The organism is Aeromonas popoffii, assembly GCF_000820025.1.
GTDB lineage: Bacteria > Pseudomonadota > Gammaproteobacteria > Enterobacterales > Aeromonadaceae > Aeromonas > Aeromonas popoffii.
Genome location: NZ_CDBI01000060.1, coordinates 20,437 through 46,358, shown reverse-complemented (window position 1 = coordinate 46,358; position 25,922 = coordinate 20,437). Strand labels below are relative to the sequence as shown.

General features: G+C 56.9%; 22 protein-coding genes and 1 other RNA gene. 16 read left to right on the top strand and 7 right to left on the bottom strand.

All coding sequences use genetic code 11. From position 1 onward, the window contains the following. Nucleotides 1-3: 3 nt before the first annotated feature. The 12 genes from BN1129_RS12650 to BN1129_RS24230 all read left to right on the top strand — a co-directional run bounded on the left by BN1129_RS12650 (nucleotide 4) and on the right by BN1129_RS24230 (nucleotide 18,782). Entirely contained in the window at nucleotides 4-669 is a 666-nt protein-coding gene (locus BN1129_RS12650; RefSeq protein ID WP_042036985.1) for a phage adaptor protein, read from the top strand. Then, nucleotides 666-3,062, top strand: coding sequence for a prophage tail fiber N-terminal domain-containing protein (locus BN1129_RS12645; protein ID WP_042036983.1), 2,397 nt, complete (start codon nucleotides 666-668; stop codon nucleotides 3,060-3,062). The genes BN1129_RS12650 and BN1129_RS12645 overlap by 4 nt, the downstream gene beginning before the upstream one ends. Continuing rightward, nucleotides 3,046-3,537: a hypothetical protein gene (locus BN1129_RS23390; RefSeq protein WP_157013376.1), complete on the top strand. Its 492-nt coding sequence runs from the start codon at nucleotides 3,046-3,048 to the stop codon at nucleotides 3,535-3,537. The genes BN1129_RS12645 and BN1129_RS23390 overlap by 17 nt, the downstream gene beginning before the upstream one ends. A gap of 8 nt (nucleotides 3,538-3,545) precedes the next feature. Continuing rightward, a complete protein-coding gene (locus BN1129_RS12640; protein WP_042036981.1) occupies nucleotides 3,546-3,791 on the top strand; it encodes a hypothetical protein in 246 nt (81 codons plus the stop codon). A gap of 78 nt (nucleotides 3,792-3,869) precedes the next feature. Further along, a complete protein-coding gene (locus BN1129_RS12635) occupies nucleotides 3,870-5,480 on the top strand; it encodes a hypothetical protein (protein WP_042036980.1) in 1,611 nt (536 codons plus the stop codon). Then, a complete protein-coding gene (locus BN1129_RS21855) occupies nucleotides 5,477-6,901 on the top strand; it encodes a phage tail tip protein (RefSeq protein WP_052449347.1) in 1,425 nt (474 codons plus the stop codon). The genes BN1129_RS12635 and BN1129_RS21855 overlap by 4 nt, the downstream gene beginning before the upstream one ends. Beyond that, a complete protein-coding gene (locus tag BN1129_RS12625) occupies nucleotides 6,898-7,254 on the top strand; it encodes a hypothetical protein (RefSeq protein ID WP_042036978.1) in 357 nt (118 codons plus the stop codon). The genes BN1129_RS21855 and BN1129_RS12625 overlap by 4 nt, the downstream gene beginning before the upstream one ends. Before the next feature lie 10 nt (nucleotides 7,255-7,264). Continuing rightward, nucleotides 7,265-7,897: a hypothetical protein gene (locus tag BN1129_RS12620; RefSeq protein WP_042036977.1), complete on the top strand. Its 633-nt coding sequence runs from the start codon at nucleotides 7,265-7,267 to the stop codon at nucleotides 7,895-7,897. 10 nt (nucleotides 7,898-7,907) lie between these two features. Continuing rightward, nucleotides 7,908-8,288 carry a hypothetical protein gene (locus BN1129_RS12615; protein WP_042036976.1) on the top strand — a complete coding sequence of 127 codons (381 nt, stop codon included), beginning with the start codon at nucleotides 7,908-7,910 and terminating at the stop codon, nucleotides 8,286-8,288. Next, nucleotides 8,288-8,527: a hypothetical protein gene (locus tag BN1129_RS12610; protein WP_042036974.1), complete on the top strand. Its 240-nt coding sequence runs from the start codon at nucleotides 8,288-8,290 to the stop codon at nucleotides 8,525-8,527. The genes BN1129_RS12615 and BN1129_RS12610 overlap by 1 nt, the downstream gene beginning before the upstream one ends. Nucleotides 8,528-8,539: 12 nt before the next feature. Continuing rightward, nucleotides 8,540-9,940, top strand: coding sequence for a hypothetical protein (locus BN1129_RS12605; RefSeq protein ID WP_042036972.1), 1,401 nt, complete (start codon nucleotides 8,540-8,542; stop codon nucleotides 9,938-9,940). A 133-nt stretch (nucleotides 9,941-10,073) separates the two neighbouring features. Continuing rightward, nucleotides 10,074-18,782, top strand: a complete 8,709-nt coding sequence (locus BN1129_RS24230; protein WP_042036971.1) for an LPD38 domain-containing protein — start codon at nucleotides 10,074-10,076, stop codon at nucleotides 18,780-18,782. A gap of 37 nt (nucleotides 18,783-18,819) precedes the next feature. On the opposite strand, the gene BN1129_RS12595 is transcribed toward BN1129_RS24230, so the two are convergent. Both BN1129_RS12595 and BN1129_RS12590 read right to left on the bottom strand, forming a co-directional pair. Further along, complete coding sequence (locus BN1129_RS12595; RefSeq protein ID WP_042036970.1) at nucleotides 18,820-19,218, bottom strand: type II toxin-antitoxin system death-on-curing family toxin; 399 nt, start codon at nucleotides 19,216-19,218, stop codon at nucleotides 18,820-18,822. Then, nucleotides 19,218-19,397, bottom strand: coding sequence for a hypothetical protein (locus BN1129_RS12590; protein ID WP_042036969.1), 180 nt, complete (start codon nucleotides 19,395-19,397; stop codon nucleotides 19,218-19,220). The genes BN1129_RS12595 and BN1129_RS12590 overlap by 1 nt, the downstream gene beginning before the upstream one ends. A gap of 142 nt (nucleotides 19,398-19,539) precedes the next feature. Here BN1129_RS12590 and BN1129_RS12585 point away from each other — a divergent pair, with 142 nt between their 5' ends. After that, nucleotides 19,540-19,743 carry a hypothetical protein gene (locus BN1129_RS12585; RefSeq protein ID WP_042036968.1) on the top strand — a complete coding sequence of 68 codons (204 nt, stop codon included), beginning with the start codon at nucleotides 19,540-19,542 and terminating at the stop codon, nucleotides 19,741-19,743. A gap of 490 nt (nucleotides 19,744-20,233) precedes the next feature. On the opposite strand, the gene ssrA is transcribed toward BN1129_RS12585, so the two are convergent. Both ssrA and smpB read right to left on the bottom strand, forming a co-directional pair. After that, nucleotides 20,234-20,593: a transfer-messenger RNA gene (ssrA, locus tag BN1129_RS22565) on the bottom strand. A gap of 122 nt (nucleotides 20,594-20,715) precedes the next feature. Further along, complete coding sequence (smpB, locus tag BN1129_RS12575) at nucleotides 20,716-21,204, bottom strand: SsrA-binding protein SmpB (protein WP_042036966.1); 489 nt, start codon at nucleotides 21,202-21,204, stop codon at nucleotides 20,716-20,718. Nucleotides 21,205-21,361: 157 nt separating this feature from the next. On the opposite strand from smpB, the gene BN1129_RS12570 reads away from it, so the two are divergent. Then, nucleotides 21,362-21,796 carry an SRPBCC family protein gene (locus BN1129_RS12570; protein WP_042036964.1) on the top strand — a complete coding sequence of 145 codons (435 nt, stop codon included), beginning with the start codon at nucleotides 21,362-21,364 and terminating at the stop codon, nucleotides 21,794-21,796. Next, complete coding sequence (locus tag BN1129_RS12565; protein ID WP_042036962.1) at nucleotides 21,789-22,148, top strand: RnfH family protein; 360 nt, start codon at nucleotides 21,789-21,791, stop codon at nucleotides 22,146-22,148. Before BN1129_RS12570 ends, BN1129_RS12565 begins: the two co-directional genes overlap by 8 nt. A 93-nt stretch (nucleotides 22,149-22,241) precedes the next feature. Here the strand turns inward: BN1129_RS12565 and BN1129_RS12560 are convergent, their stop codons facing one another. The 3 genes from BN1129_RS12560 to yiaY all read right to left on the bottom strand — a co-directional run bounded on the left by BN1129_RS12560 (nucleotide 22,242) and on the right by yiaY (nucleotide 24,663). Further along, nucleotides 22,242-22,877: an NAD-dependent epimerase/dehydratase family protein gene (locus BN1129_RS12560; protein ID WP_042036961.1), complete on the bottom strand. Its 636-nt coding sequence runs from the start codon at nucleotides 22,875-22,877 to the stop codon at nucleotides 22,242-22,244. A 160-nt stretch (nucleotides 22,878-23,037) separates the two neighbouring features. Further along, complete coding sequence (locus tag BN1129_RS12555) at nucleotides 23,038-23,376, bottom strand: outer membrane protein assembly factor BamE (protein ID WP_042036960.1); 339 nt, start codon at nucleotides 23,374-23,376, stop codon at nucleotides 23,038-23,040. Nucleotides 23,377-23,511: 135 nt separating this feature from the next. Beyond that, a complete protein-coding gene (yiaY, locus tag BN1129_RS12550) occupies nucleotides 23,512-24,663 on the bottom strand; it encodes an L-threonine dehydrogenase (protein ID WP_042036958.1) in 1,152 nt (383 codons plus the stop codon). Nucleotides 24,664-25,043: 380 nt separating this feature from the next. On the opposite strand from yiaY, the gene udp reads away from it, so the two are divergent. Continuing rightward, the gene (udp, locus tag BN1129_RS12545; protein ID WP_042036957.1) at nucleotides 25,044-25,799 is read left to right on the top strand and encodes a uridine phosphorylase; all 756 of its coding nucleotides are present in this window, start codon (nucleotides 25,044-25,046) and stop codon (nucleotides 25,797-25,799) included. Nucleotides 25,800-25,922: the final 123 nt, after the last annotated feature.

The window sequence follows — 25,922 nt, the reverse complement described above, 5'->3', positions numbered from 1 at the left end:
GTCATGCTGGTCAGTGAAATATTGAATCGAGCCTCAACTGAGTTGACCGATACACCGCGGATTAGCTGGGGTCTGGAGGATTTGATCTCTTACTACAACAGTGCGATATCCGCGATCGCCAGCGCCAGGCCGGACATCTTCATTAAGACTCAACCCTTTGCCTGTGCAGCAGGCACTCGGCAAACCGCGCCTGCTGGCACCATCAAACTGATAGATATTGAGCGCAACACGCTTACTGGCAAGTCGATCCGCTATGTGTCCCGCGCTGATCTAGAGAGCTTAATCCCGAGCTGGGCCAGCAGTACCGGTGGGGAAGAGGCGGAGCTATATATCCACGAACCCACCAATATCGGTGCCTTCTGGTTGTACCCCGGAGTGAAGGCTGGGATGAGTGTCGAGCTGGTGCTCAGTATTCTCCCTACACCCGTAACGAGAGCCGAGGTCGAGTCGGGAGTGAGCGTTCAGGTCGATGACCGGTATATCACCCCTTGTCTGGACTGGATCATCTATCGCGCGTTCATGCGTGACTCCGAGGTGACGGCGAATGCGTCAAGAGGGCAACTCCACCTGCAATCATTCAGTCAGGCGTTATCGGTCAGTACTGAAACAGATGCCACCATGTTAGCGATGCGAGACAGCCAGGCCAGTACCAATGGACGGCGCCAATGATCCACATCTACGGAGTGATGACTGATCCCGCTGGCAAGTTGGTACCCGGGGCGATCATCGAGTTGCGGTCCCTCACCACGACCAGTGAAGTGTTGATGGGCTCGGTGCTGACGTTCAAATGTGATACTGCTGGTCGGTATCGATTCCCGCTGGCAGTGGGCGCCTACGATGTTTATGCCCAGAATGACCAGTGTGGTGACATGGATTACTTGGGGACCGGGGTGGTGGTGCCTCAAGGCGCAGATGGTCCACTGAACAGCATCCTGGTCGATAGCGGCATCAACTTGACGCCACCTTTGCTAGGTCGCGCTGTGGATGCGATGCAAAGGGCTGAGTCTGCGGCTGAGGCAACCGGTCGGGATCGGATCCAGACTGGCAATGACGTGAGTGACGCGCAACGGGCTAGCCAGCTGGCGGCCGAACAGGCGAGTGCAGCCTTGGCATCCGCTAATATGGCAGGCAGTGAAGCGGATGAGGCGGCGACCAGTGCGACGGCGGCCACAGCCTCAGCCACGCGGGCACTGCAATGGGCAGAAAATCCGTTGAATGTGGCTGTAGTGGCAGGCAAAAATTCCGCTTTGCACCATGCAGTCAAGGCCAGTGACTCCGCTGCTGCAGCTACCGCCAGTGCTTTGGCCTCAGGGGCCAGTGCCGCAACGGCTACAGCCCAAGCGGCCAATGCCAGTGAAAGTGCGGCGACCGCCACTATCAAGGCGAGTGAGGCCACGACCTGCGCAAGCACGGCTACCTCCCAAGCGAATGCTGCCAGTCTCGCCAAGGCCGCAGCTGCTTCGTCTGCAACCCATGCGCAGACCTATGCCAGTAATGCAGATCTGGCAGCTCAAGCGTCTGAGAGTGCCAAGGTGATCACGATAGAGCATGCCGGAAGGGTTGCCATCTTGGCCCAGCAGGTATCAGCCGATGGCGATTTGGTTCAAGCGCAGGCGGGGGAGGTTGCCACTAATGCCGCGACGGTGGCTGTACAGAGTAAGGAGGTCAGCACAAATACCACATCTGTGGAATTGGCGAAGAGCGTTGTCCAGGGGATGCGGGATGTGGTGGTGGCGAAAGCGGCCCTGGCGCTTGCTGCCGCAGATACAGCCAGTGATAAAGCAAGTCAGGCGACGCAGGATCAAGCATTGGCGAATAGCAGTGCTCAACGGGCTAGCCAGGCAGAACTCATGGCCGAATCTTGGGCCCAAAACCCGGAAGGGAGCGATATCAACGGGCGCCCCGGGGAGTTTTCTGCTCTGCACTGGGCATTGCAGGCCCAGAAGTGGGCGCAGGCCATCACATCACAGCTTGTCTGGGCGGGGCCGTGGAGTGCGGCCGCAGGGGCACCAGTCACGCCGGCTGCGGGTCAAGGTGTTCCGTTCTATCGGATCTCCCATCCAGGGGCAATCTCAAACGTCGCCTATGTCGCTGGTGATTACCTGCACTGGGATCCTGCGACTAGAACGTGGTTCAAAATTGATGGCTCGGATGCGGTGATCTCGGTCAATAGCATGACAGGGGCTGTTGTGCTCAGTGCGGCGGATGTCGGTGCTCGGCCCGCAAGCTGGGTACCTGGCTGGGCTGATATCACCGGTAAGCCGGTGACCATGCCGCCCTCCGAACATACCCACCCTTGGTCTCAGCTTTCCAACATACCTGTTTACGCTACACGTTGGCCCACGATTGCAGAGATAGGGGCGGCCGTGGCCAGCCACACCCATGCCTGGTCACAACTGACGGGGATCCCCGCCTATGCCTCCCGCTGGCCTGCGTGGGGTGAGGTGACCGGTAAACCTGATTTGGCCCCTGCAACGCACCGACACCCCTGGAGTCAGCTCGACCAGATCCCGGTTACAGCCTCGCGTTGGCCATCTTGGGGCGAAGTAACAGGTCAACCTTCTCGTTGGGTTGGTTACGGCACAGGGAATGACTACAGCGCAGGGAGTTTTGAGGCAAATGGCAATGGAGCTGCCAACACAGTGTTCCCAACCTATGGATTCCACCAACCCGGGTTGTTTGCTGGCAGCATTCAAATGAGAGATGGATCGACGTTCTATTTCTACAAACAAGGCGCAGGCGCATATGCAGATGTTGTCGCGCAGAACGGAAATTTCAATGATGTCTACATCCGCTCAGATTTGCGACTCAAAGGGAATCTTGAGTCGATTCGAGATGCGTTAGGTAAGGTCAAGAGATTGCACGGAAAGCTGTACGACAAAATGGGTCGGCGTGAAGCAGGGTTGATCGCGCAGGAGGTGGCCGCCGTGCAGCCTGAATCAGTTTTTTTAAACCACGATGGTTACTTGTCATTGGCTCCGGCGGGCATCCTTGCACTGGTAGTTGAAGCCATTAAAGAGCTGGACAAGAAGGTGGAGGCCCTGGATGGCGGTTCCCAATAAGCCTTTCTTGTTGTCTCAAGCCAACAGCGAGTTCGGGGGGAACGGCTGGGCTTCCAATATTCTGAGCAAGGCAGGTATCAGTGCTCCCCGTTACATAGGGGAACTCGCCGGTAAAAGTGCGTTTTCGATAATTGGAAATCCCGGTAACCCAGTAGCAGAGAATGCAGACGGAATGCTTTATTTCTGGCGTTCTGGAAATGACATATGGGGAGGTGGTTCCGGACTCTCTAATACCCAGCTTACAAGAGGGATGTGCCAGATCCGAATCCGACGCACAGGGGGAGATGGATCGGTGATTTTCTCTGGCACCTCTAACGGCACTGCTTTTACCCCGGATGGAACGTGGCGCGGGGTGGGGTGTATAGCCCCTGGTTATTCGGGCTATCAGGTTATTACCGCTGCAATCGACTTCATTTTGAACGGTGCCGTAGTTAAAACGGTGAACATTACGGCGGAAGGCTCTACCTATCGATAAGGAATAACATGAGTAACCGAGTTACCCGATATTTCTTCCGCATTCTGGTTTCACTGGACCAGCTAGGTAACACCATTTTGGGTGGCCGACCAGATGAGACCATTTCTGGCAACGTAGGCTACTGCGCCAAGCAAGGTAAACACTGGGCGTTGAGAGCGGAAAGGGTCATCAATTTCATCATGCGTAGTTCGACGCACTGCCGGGATAGCATCGAGTACGACGAGCGCAAGGTCCCGCTTCGCGATGCTTGGTAGGCTGCCTCAACGTTGCGCCATTTTATAGCCCTGCTCTTACAAGAGGGGTTTTTCATTTCAAGCGGGTGAGGAAGCACCATGGCCCTGATCGACATTGTGACCATGCGCGGGATGGTGCCGCGGGTGGCAGACCACCTGTTGCCTGATGAAGCTGCCACCTTGGCACAAGACTGTTATTTCGATCGCGGGGTTGTCGCCCCATTGATGAGTGACCAGCGGGTAAGCGTGACGTTGCCTCTGGTACCCCATACCCTGTTTCACTACTACGGCGATCACTGGTTTGCCTGGAACAAGCTGGTTGAGGTCATGCGATCTCCTATCGCTCAGGACCAGTACAACCGGATCTATTTCACCGACGGTGAATCCCCCAAGCTCACCTATGACGCTATCGCCACGGGGAGCTCAAACAAGCCAACGGCTTGGTACAGGCTTGGTGTACCCGCCCCAGCGACACCACCGAATATGCAGTCTGTTACCCCACCTAGCGGCGGCAAAGATGATGACCCCACCGATGATGAAACTCGCTTCTATGTCGAGACCTATGTCACTGGCTTGGGGGAAGAGGGAGCCCCAGGGCCTGCCAGCGGGAAAGTCACCATCACTATCCCAAACTCCACCGTGCTGGTGGGGTTGTCTCCAGCCCCTACCAACAACAGCAATATCACACGGCGCCGCCTTTATCGTTCGGTATCTGGTGGTGGGATGGCGGATTACCTGCTGGTTGCCGATCTTCCAATTGCAAGCGTGACGCACAGTGACAGCAAGAAGGATGGTGAGCTGGGACCGGTGCTGGAGACCTATGGCTATACCATGCCGCCGGATGCCATGCGGGGTATTTGCCAGATGGCGAATGGCATCTGTGCCGGGTTCATCGGCAATGCCGTGCTGTTCTCGGAGCCGTTTCTGCCTTACGCCTGGCCGGAGAAGTACAAGCTGACGACTGAGCATGACATTGTGGCCATCGCCGCTATCGATACAGCCTTGGTTGTGGGCACTAAGGGTTACCCCTATCTGTTTCAAGGTGCGTCCCCCTCAGCCATCACCGGGCAGAAGCTCTCCTCAGTCCAGCAGGCCTGCGTCAGCGCGAGGTCTATGGTGGCACTGGATGGCATGGTTCTTTACGCCGCGCCTGATGGACTGATTGGTGTGGGGGCCGATGGTGGAACTTTGATCACCGAGGGGATCATTACTCGTGAGCAATGGCAGCTGATGAAACCTGACACGCTGCGCGCCTGGTACAGCGAAGGCAAGTATGTTGCTCTGACCGATAGCCATGGGTTTGTATTCGATCCGAAATCGGGAGACCTACGCTGGTTATCGAGTCGCTGGGATACGGCGGTGCCTGACATGCAACTTGATGCGCTGATGTTGGCCAAGGGCCTTGAGCTCTATCAGTGGCGGGGTGGGGCGACCCCCTTGCCGATGATCTGGCGATCTAAAGAGTTTGAGTTGCCACTTGGCGTCAGGCTAGGTTGTGCTCGGGTGACCAGCGACCAGATCAGCCAATGTCGCTTTACGCTGATTATTGATGATGTTCGGGTGTTTTCACTCGCCGAGGGTCAGATACCTGCTGGCGTCTTCCGGTTGCCCCCCTTGCGTGGCAGGCGCTGGCAGGTTGAGGTGGCCGGCACTGCGGTGATCGAGCGCATTACTCTGGGCTCCAGTATTGCTGAGGTCGCAGCGCCATGAGCAAGAGCCCTTTTCGTGCCAGCGGTACCCAACAGGGACTGACTGAAAACATGCAGATCTTGACCGGCCAGAAGGGCGACCGGCTGGACAAGGCGCTGACCCTGCGAGAAGCCGCTGCCCTTGGCATGGTTAACTTGCGCCGTAATAGCAGCGGGGCGGTGGTGCCGGCGTTGCCGCCGGATAAGCCAACAGACCCTGAGTGGTCAGGGGTGCAACCCCCCGTTGCCCCGACGCATGTCACAGCAGATGGGGCGTTTCACACCATCACGCTGACATGGGATATCCCTGGGTACAAAGGACACTCGTATGCTGAGATATTGCGGGCTGAGGTGGACAACCCCGCCATCGCAGTGGCGATCGGTACAACTCTGGCGAATGTCTATTCAGACTCAATAGGTAAAGGAGTAACCGCCTATTACTGGGTGCGTTTCATCAACAAGAATGGACTGTCAGGGCCATTTCATAGTACCGCTGGCTTGAAGGCTCAGACTAGTCCTGACGTGGATGAAATCATTGCATCAGCAACACACTTCGCAATCTATAACCCTGCAAACCCGAGTGCGAAAGAGATCATATTCGGGGTTACTGATGATGGCAGGGTTGCCATCAAAGAGGCGGTCATCAAGGCTGCCACCATCCAGATCCTTCACTCAGAGAAGATCACCGCTGACTATATCAAGGCAGGGGTCAGTATTAGTGCCCCCTTGATCACTGGTGGCCAGCTTGATATGGGTAATGCCTTCATGGCTGGGGGCGCAGCGGGATTTGGTAAAGGTGGTCCCTATGCAGGCTGGAGCTGGGGTTGGTACACCATGATCTACTCCGATGGCAGCCTGTTTACCAATCGCCTGCGGGCGGAGGGCGGATATGTCAAAAATATCACCCTGGGTAATTGCACGATTGAGCAGGATTGTGTGGTCAAAGGAACGGTGTATGCCGATCGCATAGTAGGGGATGTGTATGTTGCCCGAGACTATGCCTGCGTGACACATGCAAAACAGGTTGGCCCGATTGATGTTTGCAGTATCAAAATCAACCAATCTGTTGGTTTCGCTCGAACACTTACTATCCCTGGGGTGGCTGGCATGGTGGGGTGCTCTGTGACTGCATCTGGTAGTGGTTCCTCACCTATATCGAACTCCAATTCGACGACGATGCAGATAACCGTGTTAATGGATGGTGCTGTGGTGAAAACGCTGACAGCGATGGCCTCGGCATCTGCGACTTCTAATCCATCACAAGGACCGGTGACCAGCGTAGATGAAGTCGGCTCTTATATTGGTGACATTACCATCCCCGCGAATCGTGAACCGCTCATCACCATCAGGATCCAGAGGATCAAGGGGGACGGGTGGGTGTGTAGCGACCCTTCTCAAAGTGGGCGTGTTGTGATGTTCAAACAAGGCGGGTCTCTTTCATGAAGGCGATCACGCGCATCGCCAGCGACACTGGCAACCCTAATCTATCCGCTGAACTGCAAGACGCCATCCGTAACCGGGTGGCGTTTTTGTTTGTGCGTGGTGGTGACGGATTCGTATTGAGGCCAGTTAGCGAGCATGGAACTACCGGCGTGCTGGTGTGGGTAGGTTGGGGGGATGGCGGGGCGCCGGAGCGCCACCTGCCTGAGGTGAAGCGACTGGTTCGCATGATCGGTGCCCGCTGGCTGCGTTTTCACTCCGCGCGTAAGGGGTGGCTCAGAGTGGCCCCGCAATTGGGGTGGGTGCGTCAGCCGGACGATGCTGACGGCTTGTACGTATTTCAGATCAACCTGTGAGAGGTGGGTGATGGGGAAGGGTGGCTCGAACGAAATCAAGGAAACTGAGGCTCAAAAGGCGGCGGCTGGCGTGGCCATGGAGCAATGGGATCTCTACAAGAACGACCTGCAGCAGTATGAGGACATCTTTATGAACAAGGTCGATAACCTCAACAGCGAACAGCAATACGACAAAGTGGCTGGGACGGCAGCCCTTGGTACAGCGCAAGCCTTTGGCGAAGCGCGCACGGGATTAGCAGACGACTTGGCTGCCGGTGGTGTAGATCCGACTAGCGGTAAGTACCAGGCCGCAATGGAAGGTTTAGAGACAGACCAGGCATTGAGCCAAACCGACACCACTAACCGGGCCCAATCTAGTCAGCAAGATAAGTACGTAGCGGGTCTCAAGGATGTATTGAGCATAGGCGCTGGCCAGAAGGCCGAATCTCTCGCCGGGATTGGGGATGTGGCCAATACCAGCTTGCGCAAGGCAGTGAATGATGCCCAAACCTCGTTTCAGGATAAGCAGGCAACGGCGGGACTGGTGGGCTCGTTAGCCGGTGGTGCGACCGCTTATGGACTTGGGCAACTTAAGACCCCGGTGGCGGCTGGTAGCAAGAAGATCAGCCCGACAGCATCAGTGCTGCAGGGCAAGGGTTACTAAGGGGTAAACGATGGGATACGCCGCAGATACATACGCAAAGATTACCCGGGAGCAATATCAGGACTGGAAGACTCGCTTCTACCCCAAGCAGAAAGAACTAATGGAACTGGCCACCAATGGCAAGTTGCTCCAAGACCAACTTGGCCGGGTGGATGGGAACAATGCGAATGCCCTGCGTTCAGCTCAGCAGGCCACGGCTAATCGCAATGCCCGCATGGGGGTTGCTGCCCCCTCACCTGTTAACGACAACAGCCAAGGGCTGCGCTCTGCCTTGATGACAGCAGGCACAGAGAATGGTCTGCGTGAGCAGGAGCAGACTCGCCAGATGGGGATCTTGACCGGTGCTGATGCCGGGCTGCGTGATGCAATTAAAACCGGTGGGGGAATGTAATGGGATACGGGATTTTGGAGATCGGAGCCCAGACGCGCCAGCAGGGAATGGCTGGCCTGCGTGATGCGGCAAGCCGAGAGCAAGAGGTTGAGACGGCAAACAAGAGCCTGAAGTCGGCCCGTAAGACTCAGACGATGAGTTCAATCGGCACAGGTGCTGCAGTTGGTACCATGGTGATGCCGGGGCTGGGCACGGCAATTGGGGCCGGTATCGGTTTTCTGGCTGACAGTCTGTTTTAAGGGGGGTAAGAGATGGGCGTATCAGGGTTGGCAGAGGGGTTTCTTGCCGGGTTCAATACCATGGATCGTTATCAGCGTGGTCAGAAAGACGACGAGCGCATGGATAAGTCAATGAGCCTGCGCGATGCCATGTGGCAGAACGAACAGGATCGACAGAATGTTGCTGATGAGCGTTACCAGGGTGAGAGAGAGTACGGCAAGAGTCGCGACAAGGTAGCGGACGAGCGCTATGACAAGCAGTTTTCACTGACTGAGCGACAAGTTAAGGCTTCTGAAGTGCGGGCGGGAGCAGCAGAACGTCGCGCCAATGCCGGCGAAGCCCGTCAGCAGCAGGAGTATCAATGGCAGAGTGAACAACGTGAGAAACAACTTTTCCAACAGGAGAACTTGCCCATCATCCAGTCAGGCTGGCAGGCGGTGGCCGAAGGTAAAGACCCTGGTCAACAGTTCTGGTCCGTTGTTCGTGACAAGCGGGCAGGCTCCTACAACCCGGAGCGCTATCTACAGCATGACTATGCTGAGGCTGGGAAGACCTTCGTCACCTATGCTGGCAACCTGATGCGCCAGGCACAAGAGGGCAAGCTTGATACCTCTACGCCGGAAGGTCATGCCATGGTTAACGATCCGAAGTTCATTAAAGCTGCCGGTACCCTATATCAGGATGAGGTTAATAAAGGGGTGGGGGATATTGACCCGGATAGCGGCAAGACCATCACCGCTAAACAGCTCAATAACATCATGGTGAGCCCAGATGGACGTGGAGTAGTACTGGGTGTTGAGGTCACCTATGACGATGGCAGCAAGGATGTACGACCGGTCACCAATAATCGCACCTCCTCCCCGGATGATCCTCCTAAGGTGATTCCCATTAATGACTTTTTAAAGCCCGCCTACCAACGAGCAGCCCTTGCCAAGCACATGATCGGCAATGCCGACCAGTTGCGCGTATCACTTGGCCTGGCAGCAGGCCCAGACCAGGCCGGTTACAAGAAGGCCGTGACCAACCTTGAGAGCCAGCATGGGCAAAACCGGGCCAGGATCTCTTCAAGCAACACTGAGGACAAGGATATCCAGATCGAGGCGCTGGATGCCCAGCTTGAGCAGAGCAAGGCGGCCTTGGCAGACACCTATGGCATGACCGGGAAAACCGACGTTCCGAAGCCGGAGGAGCCACTCAGGGCGTGGACGGGCGGTGATCCCGAACGCCTGCAGTTCGTCAAAGAGGCCAATCAGCACGGCAAGCTCAATAGCCTGCTTGAGAGCCCGACCAGAATGAACACTGCTTTTGAAATGTGGCGCCAGCAGGCGGTATCAGAGAAGAAAGCTGAGCAGGCAACGGTGACCGCCACCCGACTGCGTGATACGAAGACGGACGCCTATAAGGCGATGAGCTTGGCTCAGGGCCGCCAGTAGTTGTCTTTACTCACTCCCAGCGTTAGCATCTCCCCATAGTCGGCCAGTCTGTTTATTGGCCTGCACTCCCCCATTCAAGCCCTGAACGGTTCGCCGCTCGGGGCTTTTCTTTTGCCGAAAAGCCGAGGACACCATGGATAAGCCTGGACTGCGTGACGCCCTGCCACAGCCTCAATCATCCGATACCCGTACTGACCCGTTCTGGAGCAACATCGATAGCAACTTGTCTGCAACTTCTGCAGCCCTGGCTCCTACTCCCGCCAAGGCTGCACCTGCTCGCAATCTTGAGGTGGGACTTGGTGATCTTGCCCGTGGCATCGGAGCTGGCGCGTTGGAGCTGGTCGGTGGGATCGGTGAGTTGGCAGGCCAAGCCAGTGAGTTTGGCAAAGAGAATGCGGGCAAGCAGGGGGGCGACTACCTGGAGCAGGCTCGCGCCAACCTGGCAAGCAAGCTTAGCCCAGTGCTGGACTTCGTTGCCGGGGCTGGTGATCTTGCCAAGTCTGGCGCAGAGTCCCTGACCGAAGGGATGAGCTCCGATGCAAAAGAGGCCATGAACCGCCGGCTTGTTGATGAAACGCCGGAGGGCCGTCTGATTATGGGGGACGGTGCGGGTGATATCGATGTTTGGGCCATGAAGATGGCACAAGGGGTCGGTTCTCTGGTGCCGACCCTTTTGGCCGGCGGGGTGACTGGTGTTGCAGCCAAGGTCAGCATTGGGAGGGCGGTGACTGCATCGATGGTCAAGCGTGGTGCCACGCAGCAGGTGGCCGAGGCGGTAGCCGCCAAGACCGTCTCCAGGCTTGCCACAGGCGCCGCCGTCACAACCGGTGCGACCGGTTCTGTAGGCAGTGCCGGTGTGAATACCAAAGAGTCAGTGCTTGGCATGAGTTATGACGAGCTGGCAGCGAGTGACACGTTCCGCCAGGCATTCACTCGTATCGACCAAGATCAGCAAACCCTTCACCTCACTGACGATGAGAAATTGGCACTGGCCAGGGAAGAAACCGCCAATGTGGCCAGTCGCGCGACCATGAGCGATGCCAAGACTTGGGGCGCGGCAGCCATGGGGTCCATGATGGGTGATGCCATGTTGTTCAAAATGCTGGCAGGGAAGATGGTTGCTGGTGGCATGTTAAAAGGAGCCGCCAAGGGCGCACTGGGTGAGGGGATCGGCGAGACCCTTGAAGAGGGTGTTCAGCAATATGCTGTGAACGCATCCCTCAACGAAGTGGCAGCGGCCGACATTGACCCGATGAAAGGGGTTGTCTCAAGTGCGCTGGAAGGTGGCCTTATCGGTATGGGCACGGGTGGTGTTGTCGGTGCTGCTGGCGGCCTGCGCGGTGGTCCTCATGTTAATGAGGGGGCTACCAATCCAACCACTGAGCCTGCCTCTCCAGTGGTTGATGAAGCTACAGGCCCCATGGCGGCAGACAATCCTGCGCCACTTGCCGAACAAGCACAGGAGAACGGGCCTGATCTGGCCACCGCCGTTGATGAGCAGGCAGAGCTTGGGCCAACCAGTGTCGAACAAAATCCACTCGGCCCAAGTAAAAGCCAGTTTGATGAAGTGAGGGATGTACCTGCCTATCTGCGTCAAGACGATACTGCCGAGCGCTTCAAGGGGATGGCTGAGGATACGGAGGTACAACGTGCGCTGGCTGGTGATTTTGGAGAATCGATACAAGAGTTGATTGCCTCCCAGATGGAAGGGGGAGAGCAGGGACCAAGCTTCTACGAGCTGGCTCAGTCTGGCGCACTGGGGGTGGATCCGTTCGCTGGCAACAAAACGGCCTCACAGGTTGCAGCAGAGGGGCACAAACCCAAAGCACTGAGGGCACCAACCGAACAAGAGAGAGAGATAGAGGGGTATCGGCAGACGGCTGAGCAGAAGCAAAAAGATAGCTTGGCTCAACGTGAGGCGTTGCAGAGCGCCACGTTTGAGCCCGGCATTGAGTCGCAACATGCAGCAGAGGCCGCCACACAGGTTCGTGATCAATCGATTGCACGAGCTGGGAGTGAGACAGATTCGATCTTTGGCCCGCTTCAATCCTTACGCATTACACGCAAAGGCAAGCCGTTTGCCAGTAAAAAAGAGGCTCAGCTTGCCAGCCGCAAGGGCAAGGAGACCCCGGTACCGCTAAATGGTGGCGGGTTTGGGGTGGCCGAGATTGCCGAGGTGGAGCATGCAAGTGCCACGAACCTCGACGACACCGTTACTAGCCAGCCACAAGCAGAGGTGAGCAATGAGCCAGTTACCCCAGTACCTGCAATCAGCAGTGAGCGACAAGGTGATCAGCCTGGAGCAGGCCAACAAGCTGCAACGGGTTCTGAACCAACCACTGCCGAACTTGCCGGACGAACTCGAACTGGAGATCCGGCAGAGCTCGCTCCTGATCTACCTGCACCTGATGGATCATCACGAGATGACCCTGCACTGAAAACAGCCCCGGCCACTGATGCCGGGGTTGTTGTTTCTGGGGCTACCATATCGACACCTACGCCGTGGACTGAGGCTATCAATAACCCTGACGGCACCATCACCCTGAAAGGTGATCTGCCCATGATCAAGCGCTGGGCCAAGGATACTGGCGTGAAGGTTATCCCAGGAAAAGGTGGGCTGGTTGTGGCCAAGTCTTCGGCCACCAAGGTGCAAGAGCTTGCCAAGCCTGCCGCCAGTGAGCCGGAGCTACAGCTCGAAGCAGCTCGTGCCGAGGTGGCGCCAGCGCCCACCGATGCGCAGAAAGAGACGGGTAACTACAAGAAGGGGCACCTCACGCTGCAGGGGCTGCATATCGCGCTCGAGAATCCCAAGGGGTCCATCCGCTCCGGCACCGATCAGGCCGGCAAGGCGTGGCAATCGACCATGGCTCACGACTATGGCTATATCAAGCGCACGCTCGGTGCTGACGGTGATCACGTTGATGTGTTTATCGGTGACCAACCAGATAGCGAGACGGTTTTTATAGTGGACCAGGTTGATCCCAAGAGCGGCAAGTTTGACGAGCACAAGGTGATGATGGGCTTTGTTGATGAAGCCGCCGCTCGCGTTGGCTATTTGGCCAACTACGAGAAGGGATGGAAGGGGTTGGGCGCTATCAAAGCCATGCCGGTCGAGGCGTTTAAGCGTTGGCTCAGTGACGGTGATACCACCAAGCCTGCGGTGGCTGGCAAGACCGAGCCACAGAGCAAGATCGCAGATTTTGGCGAGAAGATTGGTGGGGCACGCAAGGATAGCTGGACGGCGTACCGCGACACCGTCGAAGGGGATACCGCTGAGCAGATCAAGGCGCTGCCTCTCTCCAAGGCATGGCCGGCACCAGACTACGACAAGCTGATAGAGTCAGGAGTGGATCGCCATGCCGTTGCCATTGCCAGGGCCGCTCGTGACGCGATCCCTGCCAAGCCTCGGGTCAGCTATAAGGTTGGTAACTGGGCACAGGCCGTGAAGTTGCTGCGTGACCTGTCTCTTGGCCTGATGGATGGCACTGTTGATGCGGATACGGCAAAACGAGTGATGTCCAGCACTAGTCTGCGCAGTGCTCATGCTATTCATCACAGGGCAGATCTCTATGTGGCGGTTGGCCACCAACGAAGTCTGGCCGATCTTTCCCTCAGTCTGGGCAGTTACAGCCTCTATGAGGGGGTGAAGTACAACCCACCCAAGGGTATTTGGACCCTTAGCCGAGAAAGTAAATCGAGTGTCTTTGGCAACTGGCCGAGAACCATTGCATCAGGGGCGAGCAAGGCGGAAGTGATTACTGCGTTCAAGCATCGCTATGACCAATTGACGCAATCAGGCAGTAAACCCAAAGCCATTTCGTTCGCCATCTACAGTCGCCGTAATGGCCAAGATTGGATCGTTGGGAAGAAAGTGGGCCGCAACCACCTGGACCTGACAGAGGCGTTTAATAACGTCAGTGATGCCAGAAAGTATCGGGATGACCACTATGACGAGCTGGTCAGCAAGCTGGAAAAGGCCAAGGAGATCCCACATGAACGCCGTGATATCAACTTGCCTCGAGTGGGTGAAGACATGCGCGGTGGTGCTGACGTCACCCCTGAGCTGTTTGGGGAAGCATTTGGTTTTCGTGGGGTGGAGTTTGGCAACTGGGTGGAGCAGGGGCGTCGTCAGCGGGACTTGAACCATGCCTACGATGCATTGATGGATATGGCGGCGGTACTGGGGATCTCGCCCAAGGCTCTGTCGCTCAATGGTGAGCTGGGGCTGGCGTTCGGCGCTAGGGGCTCTGGTGGGGTTAATCCTGCTGCTGCACATTACGAGCACGGTAAGGTGGTGATCAACCTCACCAAGATGAATGGGGCCGGTTCATTGGGTCATGAGTGGTGGCATGCGCTTGATGGCTACTTTGCCAGAACCCGTGGCCAACCAGGTGACATGATGACCGAGGCACTGGATGTATCTTTGGCGGCTAGGGAGAGCCCATTTATCCATCGTGGTGACGTGCGCAAAGAGATGATCAAGGCGTTTGGTGCTGTTAACCGGGCCATCAAGCAGACTGCGCTCAAGGAGCGGTCTCGCAAGCTCGATGACAAGCGTAGCAAGGCGTATTGGACCACTGACAGAGAGCTAAGCGCCCGGGCGTTCGAGTCGTATCTGATAGCCAAGCTGCAAGATCAGAGTGCTAGTAACGATTACCTGGCCAATATCGTGAGTGAGGCGTCATGGGATGCAGAAGCGGCGCTGGGGATGCGGCTTGATGAGAGTTATCCCTACCCGACCGCCGGGGAGGTTCCTGCCATCCGTGCTGGTTTTGATCAGTTTTTTGACACCATTGAAGAGCGTGAGGAGGGGGCGCACCGGATCCTGTTTTCCAAGCAGGCCATGGCGCAAGGCGACAAGCCAGCTAAGCACCTGACCCAGAAAGAGGCGGAGCTGGTCACCAAGCTATGGTTCAAGCAGTACCAGGGGGCAAGTGGCATTGATGTGCAGATCCATGCCACTCAGGTTGAACTAGAGCAGTCCCTGGGACTGGATGCCAAGGATGGACTGATCCGGCGTGCGGCATTTGATGACAGCTCCAGCACCCTGCATGTGGCCGCTGACACCATCGCCAATCCCCAGAGGATGCGTGAGATCCTGCGTCATGAGGTGCTGGCCCATTATGGATTGGCCACCGTACTGGGCGGTGGTGAATACACCAAGCTGATGAGCCGCCTGATCCAATCCAAGAAAGATCCAAGCATGAAGGAGGTATGGGACTGGATTAATACCCATTATGAAGATGAGGATATTGGCACTCAGGCTGAGGAAGTTGTTGCCCACATCGCCGAGCTTGAGCAGAACGCTTGGCTGCGCGGTTGGGACAAAGTGCTGTCATGGGTGAAACAGGCCCTGCGCGCCGTTGGTTTTGTACCCGAGGGAATTACTGCTGCTGAGACACGCAGCCTAATTGAGGGGCTTGGCAAGAAACTGAAGCGCCCCGATGCCAGTAGCATTGGCGCTGATGGCGATGGGTTGTGGTTCAGTGCTGAACGCTCGCCCTGGCAAGAGGGATTCCCCGAGGTCATTTTGCACGGCCGGTTGGGTGATGCGACCAGCAATCCTGATTATGAGGCTGCCAAAGGTGGCGATGATGCCGCCGCGCGGAGACTGGTTAGCGAGGTGTTATCACCGGATGCAATTAGGCAACTCAAAGCGGTGATTGGCGATAGAGAGGCGATTGCCTTGGGTGTGCATGCTGAGGAGGCGGTGAGTCGTAATGCAATTCCGCAAGCGATGGCTGACCTGCTAGGCAAAGTTCTGGGGATAGAGGTCAGTGTGGATATCGTTCAAGCTGCTAAGGTAGGGCGAACGGCGCAGAATGGGTTTGGTCGGTTGGCCTTACAGCCAGGGTTTGATGGCAAAGTGCGAACAGACAAGCCTTATCTCATTATGGACGATACCCTGACCCAAGGGGGAACCTTGGCTAACCTCAAGGGGTACATTGAGAATCGAGGTGGGGAGGTGCTTGCTGCAACTGCATTGACCGGCAAGCAGTATTCCGCCAAAATTGCCATAGATAGCTCAACCCTTGAGCAATTAAGAGAACAGTATGACGGCACAGGTCTTGAAGCGTGGTGGCAAAACCGATTCAGCTACGGCTTTGACTCCCTCACCGAGTCAGAAGGTAGATACATCCTTCGTGCCCAGGATGCTGACAAAATCAGAGATCGAATCGTTGCGGCAGGATATGCGGCGCCGGCACGAGGCGAACACGAAAGCCCTCGAGACCATGGATCTCTCCCACCTGATGGTCTGAAATTTAGCCAAACCAATACCGTCGCCGATAAGGCGATGGAAAAGCTCAATCTGGGCCCCAAGCCTGACATCATTGATAACACCAAAGCCAACCTTGCCAAGCTGCGATCTGTAGATCGCGGAGTGGTCCAGTCATGGGTTGACCGCTTCATCAAAAAAGCCAATACCGAAGTGCTCGATGCCTTGGCTCCCATCAAGTATGCAGAGCAAGCCGCAGGCATTGCGGACGCAGCCGACTCTGGCTATATCGCTGCACGGATGGCCACCGGTGCAGCCTCCACCATGCAGGCGACCATGCTCTATGGTTTGCCGGAATGGAAAGATGGGGTGATCCAGCGCAAAGCCGGAACCGGGGAGAAGGATGCGTTGCTGGGGATCTTCTCTGACCTGGGGACCGACCTGCACAATTGGCTTGGCTGGATGGCCGGTCACCGGGCTGAAATCCTGCTGAGACAGGGGCGTGAGAACCTGCTTGATGCCAATGACATCGCAGCGCTGAAAGGCGTTGGCAATGGCAAAGAGGCCAAATTTATCGAGGTGAAGTCCCGTTGGAATCGCCTCAATGCAGCGACGCTGGATCTGGCGCAAGAGGCTGGGCTCTTTACCGCGGAGGCGCGGGCCGAGTTCGAGAGCGAATGGTATATCCCCTTCTTCCGAGAGTCGGAGGATGGCGATGTTATCGCCCCCTTCAAGCCGAAGGGGATCGCCAACCAGAACGCCGGTATCAAGAAGCTTAAGGGCGGTGAGGCCAACACCAACGATCTGCTCGAGAACATCTTCACCAGTACCAGTAAACTGATCGATGCCTCCATGAAGAACATGGCAGCACAAAAGATCGTCTGGAACTTGGCGGATACCGGTCTCATCGAGGTGGTGGCCAAGCCAAATATGATGGACTGGCGAGCCCTCAAGAACGGCAAGGACCTGATCACCGTCAAGCTGGAAGGGGAGGATTACATCCTCCGGGTCGAGGATCCTGACCTTTACCGCGCCATGACCTTCTTCGACCGTCAGTCGTTCGGTGCCCTGGTTAATGTAGCAGCCAAGGCCAAGCGCCTGCTGACGGCCGGTGTCACTGCATCTCCCGAGTTCATGCTGCGCAACTTCTTGCGCGACTCACTCTCCAGCTGGGTGATCAGCAAGGATGGCTTCAAGCCAGTGATCGACTCCATCAAGGGGGTGAGGAAAACCCTGGCCATGGATGGCAGCACCATCGATGTGATGTTTAGTGGTGCCAGCTTCCTTGGTGGCTACGTCAACGGCAATGACCCCACCGCCATGGCTGACACGGTGCGCAAGTCGCTGCGTCGCAAAGGGATGACGCCGGAGCAGATCGCCAAGTATGAGAAATCCATCATCCGCAATGCCGCCCACGCCAAAGGCGTGGTGGCTAACGCATGGGAGAAGTACAACAGGCTTGGTGAGGGGCTGGAAAACGCCAACCGTGAGGCGGTCTATGACGCCGCCATCAAGGCAGGCAAGAGCCACGCGCAGGCCGCCTTTGAATCGAAGGACCTGATGGACTTCTCCATGCTGGGTGCTGCTCGTGCCATTCAAGGGGCGGCCATGGTGCTGCCGTTCTTCAATGCCCGCCTTCAGGGGCTGGGCAAGCTGACCCGAGAGCTGCGTGACAACCCGCGCGAGATTGCCAAGCGCGCTGGCATGATCACGGCCATGTCGCTCGGCCTGCTTGCTGCTAATTGGGACGATGAGCGGTACGAGGCACTGCCAGATTGGGACAAAGATACCAACTGGCACTTCTTCATTGGGGATCAGCACTTCCGGATCCCTAAACCGTTCGAGATAGGGGTGATGTTCGGCACAATTCCCGAGCGTATGGTGCGAGCTCTGGGAGACAAAGACACCGGCGCCCAGTTCGGCAAGGCTGTGGCCCGGGCGGTCGGCGATACCTTTGCCCTCAACCCAACTCCCCAACTGGTCAAGCCGATGGTTGAGGCCGCCTTCAACTATGACAGCTTCCGAGGTGGGCCAATCGATGGCCCCCAGGATATGGCTGTGCGTGCCGAGGCCCGTTACAACGAGCAGACCAGCTTGCTGATGCGCGAGCTTGGTGAGCTATCAGGTTTTTCTCCCAAGCAGCTGGAGCACCTGCTCATCGGCTACACCGGCACCTTGGGTAGTTACGTGATGGCTGCTGCAGACGGGTTGATCCGGGCTAGCCGCCCTGGTGAGTCAGCCAGTTGGCGCGGCGATGAGATCCCTTTGGTGAAGGCTGTGTACCGCGGTACTGGGCCAGCCAAGTCAACCCAGCACATGGAAGAGTTCTACCGGATGCTCAACGAGGTGAACCAACTCAAGCGCACAGTGGATCAGTACCGCAAGGAAGGAATGAGTGAGAAGGCCAACGAATTGTTGGAAGAGCAAGGTGGGCTCTTGAAGACCCGACGTAGCTTGAGCCGAACCCAGCAGCAAGTTCGGGTTGTGCGCAACAAGATAGAGCTGCTCCAGCGTGACAAGACTCTGGCGGCTGCTGAAAAGCGTCTGCGCATCGATGCGCTGCTCTCGCGCCGTAATGATCTAGTGTACCAAGCGGTAAACAAGAATCGGAAAAATTGGGAGTAGAGGAGGCGGCCGTCACTGCGCTCGCCTGATGGGGGTGTCAGGTGGGGTTTTGCTCTTCCAGCCAGAGCGCGTAGAGGATGTCAGCAAACCACTCTTCGGGCAAAACGCTCAATACAAGGTCAACCATTGCATCAGCCAGTTTTTCGTTATCTCTCTCAATTTCGTAGTCGTTGAGTGAAAGGTACTCCAGGCATACCGCAAGCCCAGTGCGCTTGTTGGCATCAGAAAAAGCATGAGCGGTGCCGATGGCCATGGCGTACTTTGCTGCGATAAGAAACACATCATTCAGCCCACTATAAGCGATTGCGTTGTCAATGCGCCCCAGAGCGCCTTCCAATAACTCGATGCTGGCTGGTCCTTGGTGACCAGGTGAAGTACCCAGTATGTAGTGATTGATCTCCAGCACCCGCGCCGGAGGGAACTGGATGATGTTCATTACATATCAGCCAGACGAGTGAAGGTTTTTTCGTGAGTTTTCAGCGTTAGTTTGGTTTCAGACTTGATGATCTGACGACCCTCTTCACCGTTCAGGCTCAGGTTCTTTTCAGCCTTGATCTGTGGTCGGTTCTGTACCTGGGGCAACCCATACTTGTTGCTGATGTTGTTGTCTTTCATGTTCTTCTTTGCCTCTTGGTATTGCACAGTGAGACTTTACCATAAATGGTAAATCGACATCCCGTGGAATGTCCAATCCAGTTGCGCGGCCCTGGTTGAGCTGTATTCACGGGGATAGGGTGGAGGTTTTGAGGACTCGACCATGTGGATACTGCTTGCGCTCGGATGTATGGTGCTGGCGCTCAAGACATTTAGTTTCAGCTTCACGTTGGCATTGATCCCGTTCGCCTTGGGGTGTTGGTGTTTCAGCAGATCCGATAGGGAGAGCCTGGATAACTTTATGGCCTTTGGTTTCATGCTGATCCTGATAGGCTTTGTTGTGCTAATTGTCATTAGTTTCTGGTGATACTTTGGTCACGGTTTAGACAAAGATAGGCGGCGAATGAGGAGGGGGTGGTTAATTTTAATACAATGCAGAAGTGAATGGTGATAGGGTCCCAATTGCACTGTATATTCATACAGTACCTCACGGTCGAGAGATTGAGAGGAGACCTGGGGGACCACAGGATGGAATTAATACTGGCGGAGCTTGAAGTGTACTTGGAGGAAGTAGATCTGACACTGCAGGAGCGGGATACAATCGCGCGCATTCTTGAAAGGCTTCGTGATGAAGTCACTGCGTTGTAACGCGGAAGGATTCGGATTAGCCCGCCACAGTGCGGGCTTTTTGATGTCTTGGATAGTGAAAAAGAAAAAAGCCTGCATTTCTGCAGGCTTTCTAAATCTTGGATCACCAGTGGATCATTTTGGTTCCTGTTTCAGGCCAGCCTCTGTCGCGATGATTTCGCTAAGTTGCTGTTTTACCTCGTTTTGTCCTACCGCTGTCCTAGTTAAATTGGTGGAGCTGGGGGGATTTGAACCCCCGTCCAAAATTACTACATCCTCGGTACTACATGCTTAGTCACTCTTTACATTCGCCAACCCGCTGCGGAGAGACACGCCACGAATTGACTAGCTCGATTGGTTTTAATGCTTCCGCCCCGAGCAGGACTTCCACACGATCCTGTGAAGGATGACCTTCCGATTCCCTAGGACACAGGCAAGCTAGGGTAGAAGGGCTCAGCGCAGGTTATTAAGCTGCGAGTGCGTAGTTTTCGTCGTTTGCGACTATTTTTTTGCGGTTTGTTAACGAGGCCTACCGCACCTCGGCATGCACCTTGGGTTTCGTGAATCTTGTCGAATCCAGAATCAGCCCCAAGTTGTCAAAGTCGATTGTACGCAAAAATCCTGTCATGGCAAGGCGTTGATAGCAATCGACCGGCCTGGACCGGTCGATTGCTGGTTTATTGGACGCCGCATGGCTGCATGCGGCGCACAATCAGCCGCGATGCTTGTTTTTCATGATGCGGGCTTTCTCCCGATCCCATTCGCGGGCCTTGGTGTCTTCCCGTTTGTCGTGCTCTTTCTTGCCTTTGACCAGGCCGATCTCGACCTTGACCCAGCACTCTTTCCAGTAGAGCGCCAGCGGCACTATGGTGTACCCCTGACGGGCGGTCAGGCTCTCCAGCTTGTCGAGTTCACGGCGGCTCAGCAGGAGCTTGCGGGTGCGGGTCGGATCACACACCACGTGGCTGGAGGCGGCGTTCAGTGGCAGGAAAGTGGAGCCGAACAGGAAGGCCTCGCCCTGCAAGAAGATGACATAGGCTTCGCTGATGTTGGCCTTGCCCGCCCGCAGGGATTTGACTTCCCACCCTTGCAGGGACAGACCGGCTTCCACGCGCTCTTCGATGAAGTACTCGTGGCGGGCGGTTCTGTTGAGTGCAATGGTGCTGGACCCGGCTTTGTTTTTACTGTTCTTTTTGCTCATGACGGGCGCCTTTGGCAATGATTAGGAAGGCGCATTATACGTGGGTGGCGGCGGCTGTAAAACGCGCAACTGCTCGAGTGGCGGCTTTGTGAGCGGTTTTGGGGATGATCTTGGCTGACAAGGTGATAAAATCGGCCCGATTGGATGAGGAAAGCCCATGCCCCGTATTACTCGCAGTGCCCTGGTGATGTTCAGCGCAGAACAAATGTTCAGGCTGGTCAATGATGTTCACGCTTATCCGGAGTTTCTGCCCGGTTGTGTCGGCAGCCGTGTCCACGAGACAGGCGATGACTATATGACTGCCTCGGTCGATGTGGCCAAGGCGGGGATTGCCAAGACGTTTACCACCCGCAATCGGCTCGATGCCAACCGGCAGATCAAGATGGAACTGGTGGAGGGCCCCTTCAGCAAGCTGGCTGGCTGGTGGACCTTTACGCCGCTGGATGTGGATGCCTGCAAGGTCGAATTCGACCTCGATTTTGAGTTCACCTCCAAGCTGATCGAGCTGGCGTTTGGCCAGATTTTCCGCGATCTGGTGGGCTCCATGGTGCTTGCCTTCTCCAACCGCGCCAAGGTGGTGTACGGTGTCTGATCTGCTCAATATCGACGTGGTGTATGCCTTGCCCGAGCGCCAGACTGTGCTGCGCATCCGGGTTGCTCCCGCCACCAGCGTGCTGGCCGCCATCGAGCAGTCCGGCATCGTGACCAAGCACCCGGAGATCGATCTGTCGGTCAACAAGTTCGGCATCTACAGTCGGCCGGTCAAGGGGGCTGACCTGCTGCAGGACGGGGATCGCATCGAGATCTACCGCCCGCTCATCGCCGATCCGAAAGAGATGCGCAAGAAGCGGGCCGAGAAGGCCAAGGAAGAGGGCCGTGCCGATGCGGTGACCGGCGGGCGGCCCAATGCCAACCGCAAGCGAGGGGACACAGATCCGGCCTGATGCCGCACTCTGGAGTAAAAAGGCGCCTTGGCGCCTTTTTTGATCTGTTCTCCTGTTGAGTCGTCACCAACGCTGTTCAGCGGCAGAGCGCTGTCACATCCCGTGCAGCCGCTCGTTTTCCACCACCTCAACGCCACCCTCCTGCTGGCTGAGCACTATCATGGCGTGGGCTACCTGGCTGGCGTCGATGGCGCGCCAGCGGCGCAACTTGCCAACCAGCAGGGGGCGCAGCAGCGGATAGAACGCCTGGAAGCATTGCTCCGACAGGCGCGGCGGCTGACGGTTGCCGAGCAGCATGGCGGGGCGCACTATGGCGAGCCGTGGCCAGGCTTGTGTCAGCAGTGCCAGTTCCATCTGCCCCTTGGTGCGGGGATAGAGGGCCGGCGAGTGTGGATTGGCCCCCAGACTCGAGACGACGATAAGACGTTGGCAGCCGTGGCGGCGAGCGAGTGCCGCGAAGGCCAGCACATAGTCGTGATCGACCCGGTGAAACGCCTCGTCGGACCCTGCCTGCTTGCGGGTGGTGCCGAGGCAGCAGAAGGCGATGTCGACCGGATCGGGCAGGGTGAGTTCCGCCAGTTGTTCGAAGTCGACCGGCAGCCAGTGATGTTGGGGTCGGGGATCACCCGCCTTGCGACAGAGCAGGGTCAGTGAGTGAGCGGGGTCGAGTTGATGGAGCAGTTCCCGGCCAATCAGCCCGCTGGCCCCGGCGATCAGGATCTGGCTCATGGGTGCCTCCCTGCTTCAACGGGGGCCGCCAGCGCCTGGTCATCAAGCCGTCCGCTGGGATGGGGATGTCGGGGCTGGTTCATGGAGGCTTCCTCGCGAAGATGGGATGGCGGTGGCCACATAAAACAAAACCGGCACGGGGCCGGTTTTGTGAATGCGATCAGAGCGGTGTGTGGAAGGCCGCTGGCAACGGGAAGTCGCCGGTGACCGTGGCCAATTTTTCGTTGGCGAAGGTCAGGGTGAGCTCCCTGCGCTCCTTTTCGCCACGACCCGGCTGGAATTCATAGAGGTAATACCAGGTGTTCGGGTCAAAGGCATCGCGCAGCATGGCGGAACCCAGCACGAACTCGACCTGTTCGCGGGTCATGCCCTGGCGCAGTTTGTCGACCTGTTTTTGTTCCACATAGTTGCCCTGGGGAATATCGATGCGATAGACCAGGCTGCAACCGGACAGGGTGAGGGCGGTCAGGGCCGCGGCAATCAGGTGTTTCATCCGCATATCGAGTTCAGATCATCCATTCAAGTCTTTTTAAGCTCGGCAAATCATACCGGCTCCCTCTGCGGAAGTAAAAAGCCATTGATCCATCAGCCAATAAAAAGGGCCGCCGTGCGACCCTTTCTGCCTGATGGCGGTTTACAGGGCGGCGCGGAAGATGGCGACTATCTCCTCATGGCTTGCCTGTTTCGGGTTGGTGAAGCCGCAGGCATCTTTCAGGGCGTTGCTGGCCAGGATATCGAAGTCATCGGCCTTGACGCCGAGCTGCGCCAGACCAGCCGGGATCTTCACATCCAGCGCCAGCTGCTTGATGGCGGCAATCGCCGCATCGGCGCCCTGTTCGTCGTTCATGGCGCTCACGTCCACCCCCATGTAGCGGGCCACCTCTTTCAGGCGGGCGGCGCTCACTTGCGCGTTGTAAGCCTGAACGTGGGGCAGCAGCACGGCGTTGCAGACCCCGTGGGGCAGGTCATAGAAGCCACCCAGCTGGTGCGCCATGGCGTGCACGTAACCCAGGCTTGCGTTGTTGAAGGCCATGCCGGCCAGGAACTGGGCGTAGGCCATCTGCTTGCGGGCATGCAGATCGTCGCCCTGGTTGACCGCGGTGCGCAGGTGTTTGGCGATGAGCTGGATCGCCATGATGGCGCTGGCATCGGTCACCGGGGTGGCGATGGTGGAGACATACGCCTCAATGGCGTGGGTCAGGGCATCCATGCCGGTGGCGGCGGTGAGACCGGCCGGCTTGGCCAGCATCAGCTCGGGATCGTTGACCGACATCAGCGGGGTAACGTGCTTGTCGATGATGGCCATTTTCACGTGGCGCGCGTCGTCGGTGATGATACAGAAGCGGGTCATCTCGGAGGCGGTACCGGCAGTGGTGTTGATGGCGATGAGCGGCAGCTGCGGCTTGGCGGAGCGATCCACCCCTTCATAATCCTGGATGCTGCCACCGTTGGCGGCGACCAGGGCGATGCCCTTGGCGCAGTCATGGGGCGAGCCACCACCCAGCGAGATGACGCAGTCGCAGCCGTTGGCCTTGATCATGGCCAGACCTGATTCGACGTTGGCCATGGTGGGGTTCGGCTTGGTTTCGTCGAACACCACGCTTTCAATGCCATGTTCAGCCAAGAGGGTGGTGAGTTTGGCAACCACGCCGATCTGGTTGAGGATTTTATCGGTGACGATCAGCGCCTTGCGATAGCCGTAACCCTTGATATCGGCGGCGGCCTCTTGCAGACAGCCGGCACCCATCAGGTTGATTGCGGGGATGTAGAACTTGAATGTCGCCATGATGGACTCCCTATAGTTAGCCATTAAGTGGTAATTGGTGGTTAAGCTACCATCATGGGAGGGATACAAAAGCATCTTGTTTACAACTTTACGGGGTCGATCACGAGTCGTTAATTAAGCGCTGAACCAGGCTTGACTTTCCCTGTCGTGATCAGTTTGGAGAAAAACGTTTTTCAAGAAATTCATCAAGTTAGCAAACGTTTTGCGCGGAGTTTGTGACTGTCAATGCGTGGAAGTGTGAGGCGCTTCAAGGAATTGGAAAGCGCTTTCGACCATAGTTGGCGCCTCCCCTAAAGAGGGGGAAAGGCTTGAAAGTATCATGAAGAATCATCTTAACTTGCGCCCTGACCCTGCTGGCAGGGGGCAACCAGGAGTCCACTATGTCTGATGTATTTCACTTGGGTTTGAAGAAAGCGGATCTGCAAGGCGCCACCTTGGCGATCGTTCCCGGTGACCCCGAGCGCGTCAAGCGCATCGCAGAGCTGTTGGATAACCCGGTGCACCTGGCCAGCCATCGTGAATTCACTACCTGGCGCGGTGAGATGGACGGCAAGGCCGTGATCATCTGCTCTACCGGTATCGGTGGCCCGTCCACCTCCATCGCGGTTGAAGAGCTGGCCCAGCTCGGTATCAATACCTTCCTGCGTATCGGCACCACAGGTGCCATCCAGCCGCACCTGAACGTGGGTGACGTGATCGTCACTACCGGTTCCGTGCGCCTTGACGGTGCCAGCCTGCACTTTGCACCGATGGAGTTCCCAGCTGTTGCCGACTTCGACTGCACCACCGCGCTGGTCAACACAGCTAAAGAGATGGGCTCCAAGCTGCACATCGGTGTGACTGCCTCTTCCGATACCTTCTACCCGGGTCAGGAGCGTTACGACACCGTATCCGGCCGCGTAGTGAGCCGTTTCCAGGGTTCCATGAAAGAGTGGCAAGCCATGGGCGTGCTGAACTATGAGATGGAATCTGCCACCCTGCTGACCATGTGCACCAGCCAGGGCCTGCGTGCCGGTATGGTGGCTGGCGTTATCGTCAACCGTACCCAGCAGGAAATCCCGAACGCCGAGACCATGGCAAAAACTGAATCTGATGCCATCAAGATCGCATTGGGCGCAGCCCGCAAGCTGATCTGATAGCAGCTCTTGATACAAGAGCACCGAGTGGGGGGTGGGGGCCGTTGCGAAAGCGCGGCCCCTATCTTTATCTGCCGTTTGCCCCTTTTCCTCTCCTGTCACCCCTTTCACTATTCCCGCCAC